Genomic DNA, 18,390 nt, shown 5'->3' on the forward strand with positions numbered 1-18,390 from the left:
AGCAGAACTTTTTCGCAGCTAGTCACTAATCTATTTAAAGAGAAAATTCGCTCAATCTTTTTCAATTTAAGAAAACTATGTTAGCTTATGGCGTTCAATTTTATAAATATTTTAAAAGGAAGTCATAATGAATGATCAACAAATGAATCAACTTCTTAAGATGGCCGGTCACCTATTCCGTCCAAACCCATGGCACGGAGTGTCGACATGGTCTGATCAAGCAGAGAAAGAAATCAATGCTTATATCGAAATCGTACCTACTGACAGAGTTAAGTATGAGATTGATAAAGAGACTGGATACTTAAAAGTAGACAGACCTCAGAAGTTCTCAAATGTTATCCCAGCTCTTTATGGTCTAATTCCAAGAACATATTCTGCTGAAAAGTCAGCGAAATACACAATGGAACAAACTGGAAGAGATGGACTTTTTGGTGATGCAGATCCAATCGATATCTGTGTTCTGACTGAAAAAACAATCTCTCACGGTGATATCCTAGTTAACTGTGTTCCAATTGGTGGATTCAGAATGCTAGATGGTGGTGAAGTTGATGATAAGATCGTTGCTGTTCTTAAAGACGATGCAATTTTTGGAGAGATGAAAGATATTTCTGACTGTCCAGAGTCTATTCTTAACAAGCTTAAGCACTACTTCCTTACATATAAGGAAATCCCAGCTGAAGGTCAAAAAGCAAAGATCGAAATCACTGGTCTTTACGGAAGAGAAGAAGCTCTTAAAATTATCGACCTAGGTATTGAAGACTACAATGACAAGTTCAGTACAGAATGGTTTGTTAATAAGGCCAATGACTAATTAGTTTTTAAACTTAAAGATATTAAAGAAGCGGAGAGAAATCTCCGCTTTTTTTATGCCAAAATCTAGGCACAAAAAAAGCCAGTTCTAAGACTGGCTTTTTTTATATTTAAAGGATTCTCAAATCCTAGTGATGATCATCATCGATAATGGCATCGTCAAAGTCTCTAACGGCAATAGCTAAAGAAGCTGGTAACATTGCCCAAAAACCAACTGCACATAATGCAACAAATACTTCCATACTCATATAAAAACTCCTTGAATTCCTTCTTATTATACTTAATTAAGACTACCCTGACCAGAAAAATCAATGGACTCTGGAGTTTGTTCAACCTCAACTTCCATAATCTTTTGGAATTGCTTCGTAATCTTAGTCGTAGTGACATTAATCTTATCAACATCCTTAGTCACTGTTCCTAAGTGCTTAGAAAGATCGTTCCATCTCGTCTCATAACGGGCAAATTCATCACCTAACTTATTGATTTCTCTATGAAGAATACTCATATACTTACTTCTCTCCATATTCATAATTACACTTTGTACTGTTGTTAAAGTGGCCATGAATGTTGTCGGAGAAGCAATCCAAACTCTCTTTTGCTGAGAGTACTCAACAATATCTGGGTGATAAGCATGAATCTCAGCAAAAATCGCCTCAGCAGGTAAGAACATAATGGCCTGATCTGCTGTCTCATTAGGAATGATATACTTACTTGAGATATCATCAATATGCTTTTTCAGGTTCTTTACGAACTCACGACGGGCAAGCTTCTTCTCCTCTTCCGTATGTCCTTCAAACATTCTCTTAAAGTTTTCTAAAGGAAACTTAGAGTCAACACAGAGAAGCCCAATAGGATCAGGAAGAGTTAGGGCCGCATCGGCCAGCCTTCCATCCTTAACCTTATGTTGAATATGGTAGTACTTACCAGGCTCTCCAAAAACAGACTGGAGAAGATTATTAAGTTGTACCTCTCCAAAGATTCCACGGCTCTTCTTATCAGTTAGAACATCTTGAAGGCTAATAACATTTGTTGAGAGTGACTCAATCTTCTTTTGGGCCTCATCAATCTTGGCAAGACGTTGAATAATTCCAGTGAATGTTTCATTCGTCTTTTTAAAACCTTCATTAAGATTTTCTTGAACCTTATTATTGATACGATCCATCTTTTCTTGAATCGTTCCATTTAACTTATCAAACTTAACTTCTAAGTCTTTTGTCAGTAGATCTTTAAACTCATAGAGATCTTTATTCATGGCCGCTTTTGATTCAAGAAGTCTTTCTAAGACCCCTTCTCTTAGTTCTCCAAAATTCTTTGAAAGCTGATCATTATTTCTAATCAGAGTATCTGAAAGCCCCTGTCCTTGGTTTTGGATGAGGTTACTTAAATCTTGCGCAGAGCGATCTCCATCTTTTTCAGATCGATCCATTTTTCTAAAGAAAACGATAAGTCCAATCACTGCAATTTGAAAAACCAGAACGATAATCAATTGGATTGTTGTCATAACACGCTGCTCCCGCTCTATTGTCATTCGACATTAAATTCCTTAGGCTATACTAATCAAAAATTGTGAGATTGACACGAATTTATCGACATAAGGAAATATATGAAACTGTTTATGATTTCATGGGCCTTGGCCATTGGTGCCATCGTTCCACTTCAAGCCATTATTAATGCGAAACTCTCTTCTCATATCGGAGGGGCCACTCAAGCAGCCCTTGTTTCATTTACAGGAGGATTTCTTGTCTTCGTTATTATTGGGCTCTTTAACTTCAACGCTCTTCCAAGCTTTTCAAAAGTTCTCAGCCTTCCACCTTACTTACTAGCGGGTGGAATCATTGGAAGTATCTTTGTTCTTTCGGCAATCATCATTGTACCGAAACTAGGTTCAACTGGCTGGGTTGCACTTGTCGTAACGGGACAGCTTGTGGCCTCGTTGCTACTAGATCATTATGGATGGCTAGGATTAACAACGAAGGCCATTAACGTTTATAGAGTTATTGGTTCAGTTCTTCTACTTGCTGGAAGTGCTCTTGTAATTCGCTTCTAACGGATACTCGCCCTGCTCTTTTAAGAACTGGAGACCATCGATCCAATTATTTTGGACACGGACTCCCCAGTGAAGATGTGGGGCGCTTGATCTACCCGTGTTACCAGAAAGTCCAATCACCTGAGCTTTTTCAACAATATCTCCAACCTTCACATCAATTCTTGAAAGATGGCAATACATTGTTAAAACCCCCATTCCATGATCGATGAAAACAGCTTTCCCATTGAAGAAAAGGTGTTTTGCATGAACAACTCGACCCCTATTTGAAGAAGGAATTGGTGTCGGCCTTCTCGCCCTAAAGTCAGTCCCTGAGTGCCAAGAGTCTTTCTTATTATTAAAGACACGGCGAGAACCGTAAACTCCTGTGATCTTAGATTTAAGTGGGGCGCGGAAACTCTCAGTAAAAAGCTTTTCCCCTTTAACAAGGTTCTCATAGACTTCTTTAAGTTCTGCTTTTTCTTTTAGGTAGCGATCTAAGTTCTCCTTAGAAAGATCAACGTGTTTCTTGGCCACATTGATAAAGCTCTTTGGATAATCCCATTCTTCAACTCTCATATTAAAGACGTGGAAATTTACGAGATCCCCTTGAATATTAGACTGCAAGTAGCAAGGAATCAGACGACTATTGGTCTCATCTCTAAGATACTTATAGTTAACCGAAAAATAACCAGTGAGTTGATCTTTTTCTAAGAGTGTATTCACTTCGCTCTTAGCACAAATAAGCTTATGATCCTTTCCTATTTGAGGAACTTTGACTTGGACCTTTTTCACTTTACCAGGGTGAACAACTTGATCAATCACTTGATACTGAGGCAGTGGCACTCGGGCCTTAAAAAGTGAGCATGAACTCACAATGAGAGTACTTAATAATAAAAAGTATTTTGATTTATGCATTTTATCTCCAAACATCCGTGTTTTGCTCATTATCCATAAAGAAACATGGTTTTTCAAATAATCCAGACTTCAAAAGACAGAGAAAAACAGGTATAACTGACTGAGTTAAAAGCAGAAAGACTATTTTGGAGAAACTATGAGCGTTAAGCCACAAAATGCGAAGGGAACAAGAGATTTTGGTCCTGTAGAAACAAATAGAAGAAATTATATTTTTGACACTATTAAAAAGCATTTTAAGGCCCATGGATTTATGCCATTAGAAACACCAGCCGTTGAAAACTTAGATGTCTTAACAGGAAAGTATGGAGAGGAAGGAGATAAGCTTCTCTTTAAGATTCTCAATAGCGGAGACTATCTTAAGAAAGTCTCAGATGAGCAATTGCAAAGTCGTGATGCCAGATCAATGACCAGAAAAATTAGTGACAGAGGTCTAAAGTATGACCTCACTGTGCCATTTGCCCGCTATGTGGCAAAGAACCAAAATGAACTGGCCTTTCCTTTTAAAAGATTTCAAATACAACCTGTATGGAGAGCAGATCGACCTCAAAAAGGAAGATACAGAGAATTCTATCAATGCGATGCTGATATCATCGGAACAGATTCTCTTCTGTCAGAAGTCTCTTTGATGCAGATCTATAATGACTCTCTCATTGATTTAGGAATTGAAGGCTTCTCTATAAAAATCAATAACAGAAAAATCCTTCAAGGTTTTGCCTCTAAAATTGGTGCCCTTGAAAAGCTCACTGATATGACAATCGCTATCGACAAGCTCGATAAGATTGGCAAAGAAAAAGTCTTTGAAGAGCTTCGCTCAAAAGACTTCACAGAAGATCAACTGACAACACTCGATCCCCTCTTTAGTCTTTCAGGTTCAAATACTGAGAAACTGGCCCAAGTAAAAGAGGTACTTTCAGGAGATGAGATTGGAGAAAAAGGAGTTGCTGAACTCGAGTTCATTTTTAAGTATACAGATGAATTAGGTCTAAAAACTCTCGACTTCGATGCAACGCTAGCAAGAGGGCTCGATTATTACACAGGAGCGATCTTTGAAGTAAAGCTTGATGATGGAAGTATGGGAAGTATCGGAGCAGGTGGAAGATATGACGATCTTACAAGCTTATTTGGAGTTAAAGACTTATCAGGTGTGGGGCTTTCTTTTGGAGCAGCGAGAATTTATGATGTCATGGAAGCCAGAGGACTTTTCAAAAATATTGATAGTCGTCTAGATGCTCTCTTTATCAACTTCTCAGACAATCTGACATCACAATATCTCAAATTAGCGACAGAGCTTAGAAGAGAAGGTTTCTCTACAGATATCTACCCTCAAGCGGCTAAAATGAAGAAACAGATGAACTATGCCAATAAGCGTGGTGTTCGCTACACAATCTTCCTAGGAGAATCAGAGGCCGAAGCAGGAATCGTTAAAGTTAAAAATATGGATTCTGGTGAAGACCGTGAAGTTAAAATCAGTGAAATTAAGGATAATCTTTCTTTCTAAAATTTCTTTGACAAAAAAATAGATATAAAAAAAGCCCTCTAAAAGAGGGCTTTGTTATTCAAAAAAGACTTTTTGAAATTAAGCCATGATATCGTATGGTCTAATTGTCTTTCTTCCGTTGGCAGCACATTTCTTTTGCGCTTGATCAACTAGGAAGTATACGTACTCGTTAAGAGCATCTAGAGTATCAGCAGATACGTTAAAAGTGTTCTTTCCAGAACCTTTTAGAGCTTCTTTAGTTTTTGAACCAACTAGAAGCATTTCTTTTGATTTCTTTGCTGGTTTCTTAGCAGTTTTCTTAGCTGCAGTTTTCTTTGTTGCTTTTTTAGTAGCTTTCTTAGCTGTCTTTTTCTTAGCCATAATTTCCTCTTTCCTTTGAGTTAAACTAAAAAGTTATTTGTACTTAATTTTAAAAGGCTAGAATCAAACTCGTCAAACACTTTTTCTTAGCTAGGACAATTTTTGTGTCTATTTATGATTTTTCTCACAAATATGCACAAAATCCCCAATAAAAGTCTGATAAATAAAATGGTGCTATTTGCTTGATTTTTCTCCCAGATACCTTAAAATTCTCTTTATGACTTCAAGGAAAATTACACTTGCAACAAAAAGACTAAGCAAGTCCTATATGATTTTTTCAAATTCAACAAGCCAACAAGACTGTATTGATTATAAAGAGATCAATTTTGTTCTGGCCGATGAAAAAGATTTTACGCTCATAGTTCCAACTAAGTCATGTGCAGAAGGACATCATTTAAATCTCTACATCTTTGATAACGACAAGCATTTGAGAAAGTTAAAGAAAATGCCTTCGGATAAAAGTACTCTCCAGTGTCATGTGATTAATGGAAATATTTCTCACTACGAAAAGATCACTGACGATCACGCTGAGATAACTCTCACTATTACTGATAAAGTTAATGACTTTTGGGACTCATATATTGAGCAAATTGAACAGAGACAAGAGAATGTCTCGACTATTTTCGATAGGTATAGAAAGTAATGGATGCAAAAGCCCAGCAACTCATCAAACAATATATGAAGAACAAGACATTTCTTGTCGTTGAACCAACAGTTGCTGGAAAAACTGCTGTTGAACAAATGCTAAAGAAAACAGCTGTTGCCCGTAAGAATGTTCAATTTGCCAAGAATGTTGAGATGGCACTTGAGATTATGAAGTCTCAAAAGCCTAATTATGTCTTTACTCACGATAAATTAGAAGATGGAAATTATAAAGAACTCTTAGAGGAACATCTTAAGAACCATGGGAATCGTCTAGAGTCTGGTTTTATTCTATTTTCAGAAAATGACTCTTTAGATGCTGTAACAAAACTGGCTCAATCTGAAATTGATTGTCTCGTCATGCTTCCCTATACAGTCACTTCCCTACAATCTGAGTTCTTAAAAATTGTCATACCTAAGACGGCTCCTAGCGAATATACTATCTTAGTTGAGTCGGCCCGTGAGCAAATGAGATTTGATTTAGACAAGAGTCTACAAACTCTGGCCAAGGCAAAGAAAGCAGATAAGAAACCCTATGAAGCCTTCTATCTCGAAGGGCTGGTTCATGTAAAATCTAAGGGTCTGGAACAAGCAAGAACTGCTTTTGAAACAAGCCTAAAGTATCACCCAAAGTATTACAACTCTCTTAAAGAGCTCTTCAATATCTACATGCAGCTTAAAGAAAGGCAAAAGGCCTACAGGATTAGCTCTCTTATGACAGAGGATTTCCCTGTTAACCCAGAGATGATCCCAGACCTTGCGTGGGTCTCAGTCGCATGTGCAGAATATGATGATATTCTCAGTTATCATACGGCCTTTAAGAATGTCGAAGAGCCAGATAGTGACCTTAAAAACTATATTGCAGCTTCTCTTACAATCTATGGAAAGAAAATTCTTAAAGATAAGTACGAGGGTGATAAAGAAGTTGATAGTGATCTCCTTGAAAGGGCCTATAAGCTAATGGATGAAGCTTCAAGTATCTGTGAGGATAAGCCACTGGTTTACGCTTCTCTCATTCAAGCACTCAAGCTCTCGAGCAATAAACAGCTCATGGAAAATGTACTTAAGAGAGCACAGAATAAATTTCCTAAGAATAAGAATATTAAGGTCTTAGAGGTCATCGTTAATGACGAACAACTTAAGCCTGCAGAATCACTTAAATATGCTCAAGATGCCTTAAAATCTGGACTAGATTCACCTGAAATCCACGAAATTATCATTAAGAGGGCCATTGAGTTAGGGCTGCCAGAAAGAGTTTTAGAAGAAAGCCTAGAAGCCGCAATAAAGAGCTTTCCGAAGCTTAAGAGCGTCTTTGAATCACTGGCTTCTTCAAATAAATCAGAATAAAATTAAGAATTGTCCCGCAGTCAATAATTTTGCCTTATAATAATCCTGCGTGAAATTTGGAAGCTTAATCAACTACTTTTTACCGAAGTCTCTGAAGTACCATAATGAGACAGAGGTGCGAACATCTTACACTTTGATACTCGCAACTCTCATTGCTTCAATGATTTTCTTTGTCTATGGAATCAACTACTACATGATTCTCGACTCTCCCTATTTTCTAAAAACCAATACAACTTGGGCCATACTTTTAATTATCAATATTTTCTTTTTTAAGAAGGGACTCTCCCTATCTAAATCAACGAATCTCACGGCGGCGATAGTCTATATTGGAATAATGAATGCCTCTCTTTGCCTAGGAAGAGAAAAGACGATGGGTATTTACTTTATCAATATTATTCCATTGGCATTGGGTCTCTTTCTCTCGAGAAGATATCTACTATTTTGGTCTTCCCTTTGTATTCTCGCCTACCCTTTTCTCAAGTATATTGGCCCCATCTATTTTTCACATCTCGATATTCCCCTCTCTCAGGAGTTTAATGATTTCCTCTGGGAGTCTAGCTACTATGTGAATATGGGCCTGATTATTACCTTTATCCTGATCTATATGTTTGCACTAAAAAAGTCTCTTCGATCTCTTGAAGAAAAATCTGATACGGCCCATGGTCTTTTGAGAATTCTCACTCACGATATTAGAAATCCTCTCACGATTATCTATAGTAGTGCGCAGCTTCTCCAAAGAAAGGATATGACTCCTGAGGAAGTACAAAAGTGGGCAGAAAAAATTAGCTTTGGAAGCAAGATGATTACCAATATTACGGATCAGGTCAAACAAATCGAAGCCATTGAATCGGGAAAATCAAGAGTCGAACTTCAATCAGTCAGTCTCAACCACGTTATTAATAACCTAAGCCAAATATTTCAAGGAAAACTTGAAGATAAGAAACTCTCCCTTATTCAACATGGAGATTTTAACATAAGTGTTCAAGCTGAACCGAACTCTCTCACCCATCAGGTACTTTCAAATATTCTTTCAAATGCGATTAAGTTTTCTCAAGCCGAGAGCGAGATTCAGTTACGAGTACAGAACGCAGAAGATTATGCCAAGGTCTCAATTAGAGATTCAGGAATAGGAATTCCTAAAAAAATTCTAGATAACCTCTTTTCTAAAACCGTACCAACAACAAGACAAGGTACAAATGGAGAACATGGAACAGGTTTTGGAATGCCACTGGTAAAAGAGTATATGGAGCTCTACCAAGGAGAGGTCAGTGTTGTGAGCAAGGATATTTCCGAATCTCCAGACGACCATGGAACAGAAATTACTCTTACCTTCAAAAAGTGCTCTTAAAATACGATCTTATTTACATTTCAAGAATTTAGAGTTGGTCTTTTGCTATCTTTAGAGTTAGAAAGGCAAAATACACGAAGGAAATATCAATGATAAATATTGGAAAGATTCAGAAACTCACTGTCGATAGAAAAATTAACTCAGGTCACTACCTTGTTGACCAGGATGGTGATGATGTTCTTCTCCCAGACAATCTTGGACCTCTTAACCTAAGAATTGGCCAGGAGATTGAAGTCTTCGTTTATCTCGATACAAAAGGTCTTCCTATTGCCACAACAGAACTTCCCTATGCACAAGTAGGTGAATTCGCAGTCATGAAAGTTCAAGACGTGAAGGAATTTGGGGCCTTCTTCGACTGGGGGATAGACAAAGATCTTCTTGTTCCAGGAAATGAACAAAAAGTAAAAGTTCGTCCATATGAAGAATACCTCGTTAGAGTTTGTCTTGAAGAGGGTACGAACCGAGTATTTGGGACGACTAAATTTGGAAAGTACCTTGAGAACCAAGAAGAAACAGGTCTCTCAATGCATGATCAAGTTTCAATAGAGCCTGTTCAAAGAACAGAACTTGGACATAAAGTTATCATTAACAAGAAGTACCTTGGAATGATTTACGCAAACGAAACCTTCTCCCCTGTTCGTATGGGTGAAAAGTATCCGGCCTACGTCAAAAAAGTTAGACCTGATGGTCTAATCGATGTTTCACTTAAACCACTAGGTATGAGTGGTCTACGAGAAACGACAACACTCATCCTTGAACTTCTTGAAGAATCTGGTGGAAAGACCTTTCTTAACGACAAGAGTACTCCTGAAGAGATTAAAGGTATGCTAGGCGTCAGTAAGAAGGCCTTTAAAAAAGCGGTTGGGATCCTCTACAAAGAGAGAAAGATCAAATTAACAGATGATGGAATTGAGTTAATTAAGAACAAATAACCGACCAAAACACTCCAACACAAAATAATTTACATTTTCAATTGCAATTGGAATACTTTTTAAATTGAGTTTATTCAAGCAAATTTCAGGGAGGAAAGTATGCTTAAACAATTTAAGAATGTTGTTCTTTCAACACTACTTCTAACATCAACGAATGTGCTTGCATGTGATATTGATGGAAAAACTGGTTTTATGCCAGACAATGACATGTGGATCAGCGCTGATCAGAAATCATCAAGTGGAATGACTGAAGAAATCTTCAATCATGTTATCGATAGAGCGATTGAGCACTATGAGCCAGTAATCGCAGAAAAAGGTAAGAAACTAAAAGTTTTCAGAAAGTGGACTGACGGTACAGTAAATGCTTATGCAAAACAAGCGGGATCAACTTGGGAAGTTCATATGTTTGGTGGACTTGCAAGACACGAAGCTGTTTCTGCAGATGGTTTTGCTCTAGTTCTATGCCACGAGCTTGGACACCACCTAGCAGGTGCTCCAAAGGTAACAAGATTCTTCATGAAGACTTGGGCTTCAAACGAAGGTCAATCTGATTACTGGGCAACAATGAAATGTTTCAGAAGAATCTATGGACAAGATGACAATATCTCAATCGTAAGTGCAATGAATATTGATCCACTAGTTGCTGATAAATGTGACAAGATGTGGGATTCAGCAGAAGATAAGGCCCTATGTATGAGATCATCTCAAGCATCAAAAGGTTTAGCGACTCTTCTAAATGGGAATAGACCTGTTTCTTTCGCAACTCCAGACAAGTCTGTTGTTAGCAAAACGAACCACAAGCACCCAGCTGGTCAATGTCGTCTAGACACTTACTTTGCAGGAGCTCTTTGTACTAAAGACCTTCACGATGAAGTTAGCAACTCTGATCAAACAGCAGGTGTTTGTAACAGATTTGAAGGGTTCAAAGATGGTGTAAGATCACAATGTTGGTTTAAGCCAAATAGAATCTAATAAGTAAAAACAAATACTTATATATTACTAAGCCGCGTTCTACGCGGCTTTTTTTGTGTAAATTTTCCAAATAACTTTCATTTTTTTTGGTATGCGTTATAACCCCACTAATCAACTTATGGGGAAGAAATATGAAAGCAATCGTACTATCACTAGTATGTGTCACAAATGTTATGGCCACCAATATCGCCTATCGTGATCACGGAACGAATCTACCAAAAGAAGTAACGAATTTAGCAGAAGCTCAAAGCTACAGAGAAGATGTCATGGAACTTCTAGGAATGGAAGCTTACGAGAAGAACGAAGCAACATTCTACACGAACTCAAATAAAGGGCTCTATCTCATCAAGAAGAACAACCGAAAAGAGCCGGCCTTTAAAAATATCATCCACGGTGCAAAGACTGTTTATAATTGGAGAAATGGAAACTCATTTATCAGAGCACTCAAGAAGTACACTAAGAATTATGGTTGTATTCCTAAACTGACTTCTGTTTCACATGGATGGGCCTCAAGAAAAGAAAATGGTGAAGTCCATGGGCTTTCTGGTTCAAGAGGACTCAATGGAATCTATGTCAATAACGAGACAAGACCTAACTTCTTAGACCGTCTTGGGACAACAACAATTGAAAAACACTTGAATGAGGCCATTGAATCGGGAGAAGTAAAGTTCTGCGGAAAGTGCGTTGCCCAATTCTATGCATGTAATATCTCAACTCTCTTTGCCAATAAGTTTGCTGAAGCAACAAAGTGTCAAACAGTCGTTGCTACAGGTAAGGCCTCTCCTTACTTTCAGTCTACTGAAACTGAACTAGAAAGAGATCAGACCTACTCAGCTTTCCACTACTGGGGATCAAATGTTGGTATCTGGGAAGAAATAGGAATGGGTCAATGGTATAGGGCCACTCCAATTACAAATGATCAAAATGAAGTCATAGAGGTACTCAAAGAAAATATTGGTGACCTTTATATTGCTCTTTAATCAATTTTAACCGAGAAAGTTATGAAAAGAATCCTAACAGTATTTTCTATTATCATTGCCACTACGACTCTTGCGATTAGTGCCGATGATTTAACTCCAGAAAATACTGTTGGGAAGATTCTAGTAAAAAAGTCTTTTATCAATAACCCCTATAACTGCTCTTCATTTCTTTTTAAAAATAGTCACGAAGAAGTCTTCATGGGAACAGCACATCACTGTCTACCATATGGTAGTGAAAGCAAGAGAAGAAAGGCATTTGCTCACACAGCAAAAATCAAGAAAATTAAGAATCGTTTTATTCAATACAGAATTAAAGATCGTGTGAATTCATACAATCGAGATCTAAGTATTCTTAAACCACTAAAATACCAAAACCTTAATATTCTCGAACTTGCCAAATCACAACCTCAACATGGAGATAAAGTCTATGTACTCGGTTATGCTGCCAAGGGTGGTCATCAAAAATTAAAGCTTGAATGCCGCTACCTAGGAAAAGGTGCCTATAATTTAGGAGAGAGGAAATCAATTCTAGGTGATTACATACAATGTGATCACAATAGGGCCTCTATCGGAGGTATGTCGGGTGGTCCAATTATCAATACAGATGGCGAAGTTCTAGGAGTTCTTAGTGCAGAGGTGCTTAGCGCTGATGACGAAAATATCTCTCTTCCAATTCTTATCTATCAGGAGCTTAAGGATCAACAATTCTTGAATGGAAAGATTGATTTAGACAACTCTGGAAAATATTTATTTAAAGATTATGTCGATGGAGTGTATTCGGCTAAAAGAGTTGATATGAAAGAAAAAGATACTGAAGTTACAGTTAGTAACGGACTTATTATCGACTAGACTTCTTTAAGTTCTTTTTAAAATTGCCAATTAACTGTCTCAGAATATCACTATTGTCGATGGCCGTATTTGGGACGCGGTTAATAATATCACCCAATTCTTCTTTAGAGATGCATGTCTCTCCACCATGGGCCAAGAGAAAATTCTGAATCCCTTGATTAAGATACATTTCGAGAGAGTTTCGATAGAGCTTTGGAAAACTCACGGGGTGCGGAATGATATACTTATCTCTGAGTTTTATAATATTGTCTCCAACATAGGCTGTAGAACTTTCTCTATGATAGAAAGTCATATCACTATCAGTATGCCCAGGCGCATCTAAGCACAGCCATTCGGGAAATCCAGGAACAGAAGTCCCATCGGTCAGAAAAAAGTCTGCCTCGATTCGTCTTTTAAAAAATATATTCTTAAAAGGACGCTTCATCTTTTTTGCAACATACCAAGTTAAGAGAATATCAATCCAATAATTCTTAAAACCTCGTCGACCTAAGTACCAGTGATCCATTCTCTCTTTGAAAGCAATATTGATTCCGGCCTTTTTAAATCGCCAAGCTCCACCGGCATGATCAGGATGGGTGTGTGAGATAAGAACTAATTTCAAATCACTAAATTCTCTTTTTAGGTTATTGGTGATGAAGTCCTCGACAATGGGAAAATCGCAGTAGCATCCACTATCCAAAAGTAAGAGCGAATCAGGATACTCCACAAGATATAGGCTTTGAATATAACCTTTAATTTGATGAATTTTCACTAATTCTTTCTCTTCTCTCTGACATAGAGTGTTTTCTTCACTGACGCGACAAGTTCGCCTTGAGTGTCAACAACATCCACAGGAAGCTCGAAAATATACTTTCTCCCCTCTTTTGTCTTCTCTCTTATATCTTCAAGAATTTCATCCGTAATTTTAAACTCAGCATAAACATGTGACTTCCCAGGTCTCACAAAATCAATATGGGCCCCTTTGTCCCAGACAATATAGTCGTTACCAAGAATATTGATAAGCATAAACATATAGAAAGGGTCAGTCATTGAGTAGAGTGATCCCCCGTAAGAAGTTCCTACGTAATTTAAATTATACCAACGTCTTTTGAGGCAAGTTTTAATATAGCGAAAGTCTTCACTGCCTTCGATGAATTCTATTCCAGAACCAAGATATGGTGGCCAGAGATTGAAAAGTCTTCTCATTAACCAAACAGGTATATGACTATTATGCTTTTTAAAGAATGATGCTGCCATAGCTACAATCTTAACACAAATTGCGTTATCATTAGAGTATGAAAAAAATTATTATTCCAATCTTATCTTTAATTACAGTATCAACATTCGCAAGTCTTGATCCAAAGAGAGAACCCATCTATAAATGTGTTCACTACGATGTATCAAAATTTGTTGATTCTTTGACGATATATCAATCCCGCCACGGCAGAGGTGATATCTTTCACGAAGTACAAGTACATGTTGTGAAATATGGTGTTGAGTCTAGCTACTTCAAGAAGGTCAATCTCATCAGTAAGTATGGTGGAAAAATCCAAGAGTTCACGACTGGTAACTTTAGAGTAAAAATTGATCGAGTGAGAAAGGATGCTGATAAACACTTTGCAACTTTTGCAAGAATCCCAAAGTATAAGATTCACTCTCGCGACTGGTCTTGTAAAGACTATTAATTTCAAACACTTAACTAGCTAAAAAAGGCTTAATTCTTGAATATTTCATACCGATAAATTAGTATGAAAAAACAATTAAGCCTAATCACACTACTACTCTTATTCTCATGTGCCCCTCTTACAAATAGGGCCCCAGCTTCAGCTCAACTTTCAGAGACAGTTAAACAACTTGTCGACTGGGAAACCAAGTCAAATATGGTTTCAACAAGATCAAATGAAGTCTTTGATATGCAACACTATGAGATCCCTCTCTCTGAATTACAATCTGACTTCTCTGATAATCTCGATGAGGCCACTCGAAATGCACTTGTCTTTGAAAAAGATGGAGAGAACTACGTCAGATGGGTTATCAATCCAGAAGATACCAGATGGCACCTACATGTGAAAGAATGGCTCGATAGTAAAGGAATTGATTCAACTCCTAAGAACTATTTAAAAGGTTATCTCACGGCTTCTCGTTCAATGATTGCAGTTGATCCTGAAACTCAACATTCATTCTCAATTAAAGTTTCAACAAATAATACCGGCGGAAAGTGGACAGATAAGAAACAAACTTGGAAAGATGCCAAGGACGTGAGAAAGATCACAGACTTTATTGTAGAGACAACAGAGAAAATGAAACTTGAGACCCTCATTATTCAAGATGAACCACTAGGTCTTGGAATTGAAGAACTCGATCAAGGACTACTTGTAAGATCACTTAATGATGTTCCAAGTGGTAAGAAGTATTACCTACCAGGCTTCTCTGCCCTTCACCCTGAAATGGGAAAGTTACTTGCCCAAAAGAATGGATCATCAGATCCATATAAGTATTGGCTTGAGAACTATGTTAAGCCAACAGCTCGAGCAACGGCTGAACTCGCAGCATATACATCGGCTTACTTTGATTCTCCTCACTCTCAAAATTTTATGATTGAACTCGATGAGAATATGAAACCAACAGGAAAGATCGTTCTAAAGGATCTTGCCGACACTTATCTCATTAAGAAGTTCATTCAAAATAGTACGGGAAGCGCTATCGCTGAAATTTGGGACGAGTCTCATCTATTGGAAGATATGTGGCCCAATAGTATTGGCTTTCTCCATGGAAACTCACCACCTAGAGAATGGATGGATCTTGATAAGTACAAAGGTTATGCGACTGAATATTTTAAAGTCTATGATCAAAGGTTTAGTGAATTGACGGGAGTTCCACTTGAGGCCCTCAAATTTGATAAGGATCTTATTCGTCTTGCCGTCTATTCGTATTACACAAAGAGAAGGGATACGACAAAACCAGAATGGGAAGAGTATATTAAATATGCTGCTTGCTTAAATGGCGAAAAGTATACTGCTACGGGGCTAGAGTGTCCGGAGAAGTACCTCAGATTACACAAGGCACCAGCAACAGAAAATTGTATTAATAATGTCAATGCTATTTTACATGCTCAATAAGAAAGAGGCCTCATTAGGCCTCTTTTAAACTAGTGAAGAATTCTCTCTACTTTATCTTTTAAATCTGTAGGTATTTCTATTGTCTGAGAGTTGATGACAAGCTCCGAGTCCCGGCCAGAAATAACAAGCTTTCCAAAGTAATCATCAAATCGCAGCTCCCCCTCTTCAAAGGTTCTGACATTGATATCATTACCATTTACATTTTCAACGATTTCTTGTGAACAATGAAATGGAGAAAGCTCGTCACCAGTACAGAAATACCATGCGCTCTCACGATTCTTGAGAACTTCAATTAATGTGACTGATTCATTACGAAAATAACTCTTGTATTCAATTCCATTTGTATTCATCATTTGCTCCTTGAGTACTTCTCAATACTCATTATTAATTCTAGCTTAAAATGGAGTCAAAATGCAAAATCACACCAATACCCCACCTTTTCACATGGTTTTAGCGTTCATATTGATCTTTAACCATCGGAATAGACACTGTGACAGTCGTTCCAATATTTAACTGTGAATTAATCTTATAACTTCCCTTAAAGAGTTTCACATAGGATTGAATCAAGTACATTCCAAATCCTGTTCCTCTCTCTCCCCCAGTTCCAATTTTAGAGCTAATATCTCTTCCTTCATTAAAGGCCTTGAGGTCTTCTTCACTCATTCCAATACCAAAGTCACGAATCGTAATCGTCGCAAACTTTCGATCCTCATAAACCTCAATAACTATCTTATGGCCAGCATGTGAGAATTTAACGGCATTAGAGATTATATTTCCGAAAACTTGGTGGACAAGAACTGAGTAATGTCCCCAAACATTTAAATCAAACTGAGACTTTAATTCGATCTCTAATTGCTTCGCTTCAATACGACTTTGATAAATTTCAAGAGTATCTTTTAAAACTTGATTAAGTGAAACAGAATCAAGCTTTAGACCTTTTGCATTCATCTCATAGGCTTGTTCAGCTTTCACTGTATCAAGAATTTTTTCCATATGAATCGTTGCCTTCTCAATTTTCTCCCAACTTTCGTTAGCATCAAAGAGCTCAGGTCGACGTCGAAACCTCTTTGTATAACCACTTATAATAAAGAGCGAGTTTGCGATGTCATGAGAAAGAACTCTTAAAAGCTTCTTATACTTTTCATGACTCTTTTCAACTTCTTTCTTAACTCTTAACTCCTCTTGAAGAGTATTGTACTTATAGGCCAAGGCCGAAGAAAGTAAGAGCATTTCAATAATATTTCCAAATAAGATAGCGTGCTTTGTGAAGAAATTTACAGGTAAGATCTCCTTTGTCACGGCCAACCATACAAATCCTCCTCCAAACATAAAGAGCCAAGATAGTGTATAGATCATCGCAATCTTATCTCTTTTTGCAATTGATAAATAGAAACCTACATAGAGAAGAACGAACATCGCAATAACAATATTGAGATCAATTATGGTTCCCTAGATATTTGTATACTCTGCATAGAGATAGGTCTGATTGATTAATACGATAATGACACTCGTACACACACATGGGATAAAGAAATACTTAGCTTTTGGAACTTTCTGTTTAAGCCGCAGAAAACGATACGAGAAAAAGAATGCAAGCGCTATTGAGATAGAAGAAAAACTTCCAATATTCTTATTGAGCTGTTTATTAATATAAATTCCATCAATGGCCCCAACTAATGAGAGAATTAGAAGTCCAATACTCATAATGAAAACAGTATAAATGAGATAATTCTTGTCCTTAGTTAGGACAAAGATAACTAAATTGAACAAGGCCAGAGCGACTACAAACCCAAGATAGAAAGTATAGAGTCTCTCAGTTTTTTTCTCTAATTTATTTAACGAGTTTGCATCTGTTAGAAGAATTTTTGTATCCAGATGATGAAGCCCTTGTCGTTTTATCAACACTTCCATCTCATCATTACTACCGAGAGAGAGATGAAACTTCGGGAAAAAACCTAGTCGATCTCGGTCCTTGTGTATCTCAAATTTTTCAAACTCCTTCCACTCACCTAAGACCTTCTTGTAGAATACGAGGTCTCCAATCGTCAAAGAGCTGAGGTAGATGATCTTCTCAACGGGAAAAGAGCTTTCATTCTTAAAGCGACCCAGCAACCAAATATTCTTCGATGTATAACTATGATGAAACTCACTTTCTTTGATAGGAGTAAAGTCTGAGGGAAAGTTCTCTGAACCAGAATGATATGAAAAAGATGAAGTGATATTCACTTCTCCTTCTTGGCTTAAATCAATTTCAGTTGCCGCAAAAGTCAGCCCCTGAGTTACATATTGAAAGAATAGAATAATAAGTAGAAATGCCCTAAACTTCATAAGGGCACATTAGCACATTTTTATTTATCAAACAAAAATATTGAAAAAAAAGCCTCTTTTTCAAGAGGCTCATTATATTTATTTGAAACTACATTTTGCGACTGATTCGTACTTTTTAAAGAAGCTAAAAGTACATCTCACCTTCTCTCTAATTTCAATTGCATTATCATACACAACAACTGATTTCTTGTACCCTACTGCTCCTCCAGCATCACCACAAGCATCACCTCCTGGACGATCAGAATTTGTCGAGACAATAAGTGTATTCTCACCACCAAGCTTTAC

At 37.4% G+C, this 18,390-nt stretch carries 19 protein-coding genes and 2 pseudogenes; 12 read left to right on the forward strand and 9 right to left on the reverse strand.

All coding sequences use genetic code 11. The annotated features are described in order from the left end of the window. Positions 1-127 precede the first annotated feature (127 nt). Positions 128-811, forward strand: a complete 684-nt coding sequence (locus M901_RS15905) for an inorganic pyrophosphatase (RefSeq protein WP_021279257.1) — start codon at positions 128-130, stop codon at positions 809-811. Between the two features lie 279 nt (positions 812-1,090). On the opposite strand, the gene M901_RS15910 is transcribed toward M901_RS15905, so the two are convergent. Next, entirely contained in the window at positions 1,091-2,338 is a 1,248-nt protein-coding gene (locus M901_RS15910; protein WP_232422547.1) for a DNA recombination protein RmuC, read from the reverse strand. 75 nt (positions 2,339-2,413) lie between these two features. On the opposite strand from M901_RS15910, the gene M901_RS15915 reads away from it, so the two are divergent. Then, entirely contained in the window at positions 2,414-2,857 is a 444-nt protein-coding gene (locus M901_RS15915; protein ID WP_021279263.1) for a DMT family transporter, read from the forward strand. Here the strand turns inward: M901_RS15915 and M901_RS16890 are convergent. Next, positions 2,822-3,751, reverse strand: coding sequence for a M23 family metallopeptidase (locus M901_RS16890; RefSeq protein ID WP_157680076.1), 930 nt, complete (start codon positions 3,749-3,751; stop codon positions 2,822-2,824). The two genes, M901_RS15915 and M901_RS16890, sit on opposite strands and share 36 nt — an antisense overlap. Positions 3,752-3,887: 136 nt before the next feature. On the opposite strand from M901_RS16890, the gene hisS reads away from it, so the two are divergent. Next, positions 3,888-5,249, forward strand: a complete 1,362-nt coding sequence (hisS, locus tag M901_RS15925) for a histidine--tRNA ligase (RefSeq protein WP_021279260.1) — start codon at positions 3,888-3,890, stop codon at positions 5,247-5,249. A gap of 78 nt (positions 5,250-5,327) precedes the next feature. Here the strand turns inward: hisS and M901_RS17900 are convergent, their stop codons facing one another. Beyond that, a complete protein-coding gene (locus M901_RS17900) occupies positions 5,328-5,609 on the reverse strand; it encodes a hypothetical protein (protein ID WP_021279265.1) in 282 nt (93 codons plus the stop codon). 217 nt (positions 5,610-5,826) lie between these two features. Between M901_RS17900 and M901_RS15935 the strand changes: the two genes are divergently transcribed. The 7 genes from M901_RS15935 to M901_RS15965 all read left to right on the forward strand — a co-directional run bounded on the left by M901_RS15935 (position 5,827) and on the right by M901_RS15965 (position 12,679). Then, entirely contained in the window at positions 5,827-6,252 is a 426-nt protein-coding gene (locus M901_RS15935; protein WP_157680077.1) for a hypothetical protein, read from the forward strand. Then, complete coding sequence (locus M901_RS15940; RefSeq protein WP_021279258.1) at positions 6,252-7,598, forward strand: hypothetical protein; 1,347 nt, start codon at positions 6,252-6,254, stop codon at positions 7,596-7,598. Before M901_RS15935 ends, M901_RS15940 begins: the two co-directional genes overlap by 1 nt. Positions 7,599-7,647: 49 nt before the next feature. Beyond that, on the forward strand, positions 7,648-8,946 hold the full coding sequence (locus tag M901_RS15945) for a sensor histidine kinase KdpD (RefSeq protein ID WP_021279266.1): 1,299 nt from the start codon (positions 7,648-7,650) through the stop codon (positions 8,944-8,946). 89 nt (positions 8,947-9,035) lie between these two features. Next, positions 9,036-9,878, forward strand: coding sequence for a S1 RNA-binding domain-containing protein (locus M901_RS15950; protein ID WP_021279251.1), 843 nt, complete (start codon positions 9,036-9,038; stop codon positions 9,876-9,878). Positions 9,879-9,977: 99 nt separating this feature from the next. Then, the gene (locus tag M901_RS15955) at positions 9,978-10,850 is read left to right on the forward strand and encodes a M48 family metalloprotease (protein ID WP_021279246.1); all 873 of its coding nucleotides are present in this window, start codon (positions 9,978-9,980) and stop codon (positions 10,848-10,850) included. A 131-nt stretch (positions 10,851-10,981) separates the two neighbouring features. Continuing rightward, entirely contained in the window at positions 10,982-11,830 is an 849-nt protein-coding gene (locus M901_RS15960; protein WP_021279254.1) for a hypothetical protein, read from the forward strand. A 21-nt stretch (positions 11,831-11,851) separates the two neighbouring features. Further along, positions 11,852-12,679 carry a serine protease gene (locus M901_RS15965; protein ID WP_021279264.1) on the forward strand — a complete coding sequence of 276 codons (828 nt, stop codon included), beginning with the start codon at positions 11,852-11,854 and terminating at the stop codon, positions 12,677-12,679. On the opposite strand, the gene M901_RS15970 is transcribed toward M901_RS15965, so the two are convergent. Next, positions 12,669-13,430 carry an MBL fold metallo-hydrolase gene (locus M901_RS15970; RefSeq protein WP_021279259.1) on the reverse strand — a complete coding sequence of 254 codons (762 nt, stop codon included), beginning with the start codon at positions 13,428-13,430 and terminating at the stop codon, positions 12,669-12,671. The genes M901_RS15965 and M901_RS15970 overlap by 11 nt on opposite strands. Further along, positions 13,430-13,915 carry a DUF4442 domain-containing protein gene (locus tag M901_RS15975; protein WP_021279249.1) on the reverse strand — a complete coding sequence of 162 codons (486 nt, stop codon included), beginning with the start codon at positions 13,913-13,915 and terminating at the stop codon, positions 13,430-13,432. Before M901_RS15975 ends, M901_RS15970 begins: the two co-directional genes overlap by 1 nt. Positions 13,916-13,953: 38 nt before the next feature. On the opposite strand from M901_RS15975, the gene M901_RS15980 reads away from it, so the two are divergent. Then, the gene (locus tag M901_RS15980) at positions 13,954-14,343 is read left to right on the forward strand and encodes a hypothetical protein (RefSeq protein WP_021279247.1); all 390 of its coding nucleotides are present in this window, start codon (positions 13,954-13,956) and stop codon (positions 14,341-14,343) included. Between the two features lie 63 nt (positions 14,344-14,406). Further along, positions 14,407-15,777: a hypothetical protein gene (locus tag M901_RS15985; protein ID WP_021279255.1), complete on the forward strand. Its 1,371-nt coding sequence runs from the start codon at positions 14,407-14,409 to the stop codon at positions 15,775-15,777. A gap of 29 nt (positions 15,778-15,806) precedes the next feature. Here the strand turns inward: M901_RS15985 and M901_RS15990 are convergent, their stop codons facing one another. The 4 genes and pseudogenes from M901_RS15990 to M901_RS16005 all read right to left on the reverse strand — a co-directional run. Continuing rightward, a complete protein-coding gene (locus tag M901_RS15990) occupies positions 15,807-16,127 on the reverse strand; it encodes a hypothetical protein (RefSeq protein ID WP_021279253.1) in 321 nt (106 codons plus the stop codon). A 100-nt stretch (positions 16,128-16,227) separates the two neighbouring features. Further along, entirely contained in the window at positions 16,228-17,007 is a 780-nt protein-coding gene (locus M901_RS18465) for a sensor histidine kinase (protein WP_369793761.1), read from the reverse strand. Next, positions 16,987-18,105, reverse strand: a pseudogene (locus tag M901_RS18470) (7TM-DISM domain-containing protein); the annotation flags it as partial. The gene M901_RS18465 and the pseudogene M901_RS18470, both read right to left, overlap by 21 nt. Before the next feature lie 78 nt (positions 18,106-18,183). After that, a pseudogene (locus M901_RS16005) lies at positions 18,184-18,390 on the reverse strand (hypothetical protein); the annotation flags it as partial.

The sequence above is a fragment of the Bacteriovorax sp. DB6_IX genome, from assembly GCF_000447775.1.
GTDB lineage: Bacteria > Bdellovibrionota > Bacteriovoracia > Bacteriovoracales > Bacteriovoracaceae > Halobacteriovorax_A.

What these genes read in the sequence shown, in the direction of transcription:
- M901_RS15910 (WP_232422547.1), bottom strand. Translation starts at nt 2,338, where the DNA reads ATGACAATAGAGCGGGAGCAGCGTGTTATGACAACAATCCAATTGATT.
- M901_RS18465 (WP_369793761.1), bottom strand. Translation starts at nt 17,007, where the DNA reads ATGCTCTTACTTTCTTCGGCCTTGGCCTATAAGTACAATACTCTTCAA.
- M901_RS16890 (WP_157680076.1), bottom strand. Translation starts at nt 3,751, where the DNA reads ATGCATAAATCAAAATACTTTTTATTATTAAGTACTCTCATTGTGAGT.
- hisS (WP_021279260.1), top strand. Translation starts at nt 3,888, where the DNA reads ATGAGCGTTAAGCCACAAAATGCGAAGGGAACAAGAGATTTTGGTCCT.
- M901_RS15965 (WP_021279264.1), top strand. Translation starts at nt 11,852, where the DNA reads ATGAAAAGAATCCTAACAGTATTTTCTATTATCATTGCCACTACGACT.
- M901_RS15980 (WP_021279247.1), top strand. Translation starts at nt 13,954, where the DNA reads ATGAAAAAAATTATTATTCCAATCTTATCTTTAATTACAGTATCAACA.
- M901_RS15905 (WP_021279257.1), top strand. Translation starts at nt 128, where the DNA reads ATGAATGATCAACAAATGAATCAACTTCTTAAGATGGCCGGTCACCTA.
- M901_RS15935 (WP_157680077.1), top strand. Translation starts at nt 5,827, where the DNA reads ATGACTTCAAGGAAAATTACACTTGCAACAAAAAGACTAAGCAAGTCC.
- M901_RS15975 (WP_021279249.1), bottom strand. Translation starts at nt 13,915, where the DNA reads ATGGCAGCATCATTCTTTAAAAAGCATAATAGTCATATACCTGTTTGG.
- M901_RS15985 (WP_021279255.1), top strand. Translation starts at nt 14,407, where the DNA reads ATGAAAAAACAATTAAGCCTAATCACACTACTACTCTTATTCTCATGT.
- M901_RS15990 (WP_021279253.1), bottom strand. Translation starts at nt 16,127, where the DNA reads ATGAATACAAATGGAATTGAATACAAGAGTTATTTTCGTAATGAATCA.
- M901_RS15960 (WP_021279254.1), top strand. Translation starts at nt 10,982, where the DNA reads ATGAAAGCAATCGTACTATCACTAGTATGTGTCACAAATGTTATGGCC.
- M901_RS15950 (WP_021279251.1), top strand. Translation starts at nt 9,036, where the DNA reads ATGATAAATATTGGAAAGATTCAGAAACTCACTGTCGATAGAAAAATT.
- M901_RS15915 (WP_021279263.1), top strand. Translation starts at nt 2,414, where the DNA reads ATGAAACTGTTTATGATTTCATGGGCCTTGGCCATTGGTGCCATCGTT.
- M901_RS15955 (WP_021279246.1), top strand. Translation starts at nt 9,978, where the DNA reads ATGCTTAAACAATTTAAGAATGTTGTTCTTTCAACACTACTTCTAACA.
- M901_RS17900 (WP_021279265.1), bottom strand. Translation starts at nt 5,609, where the DNA reads ATGGCTAAGAAAAAGACAGCTAAGAAAGCTACTAAAAAAGCAACAAAG.
- M901_RS15940 (WP_021279258.1), top strand. Translation starts at nt 6,252, where the DNA reads ATGGATGCAAAAGCCCAGCAACTCATCAAACAATATATGAAGAACAAG.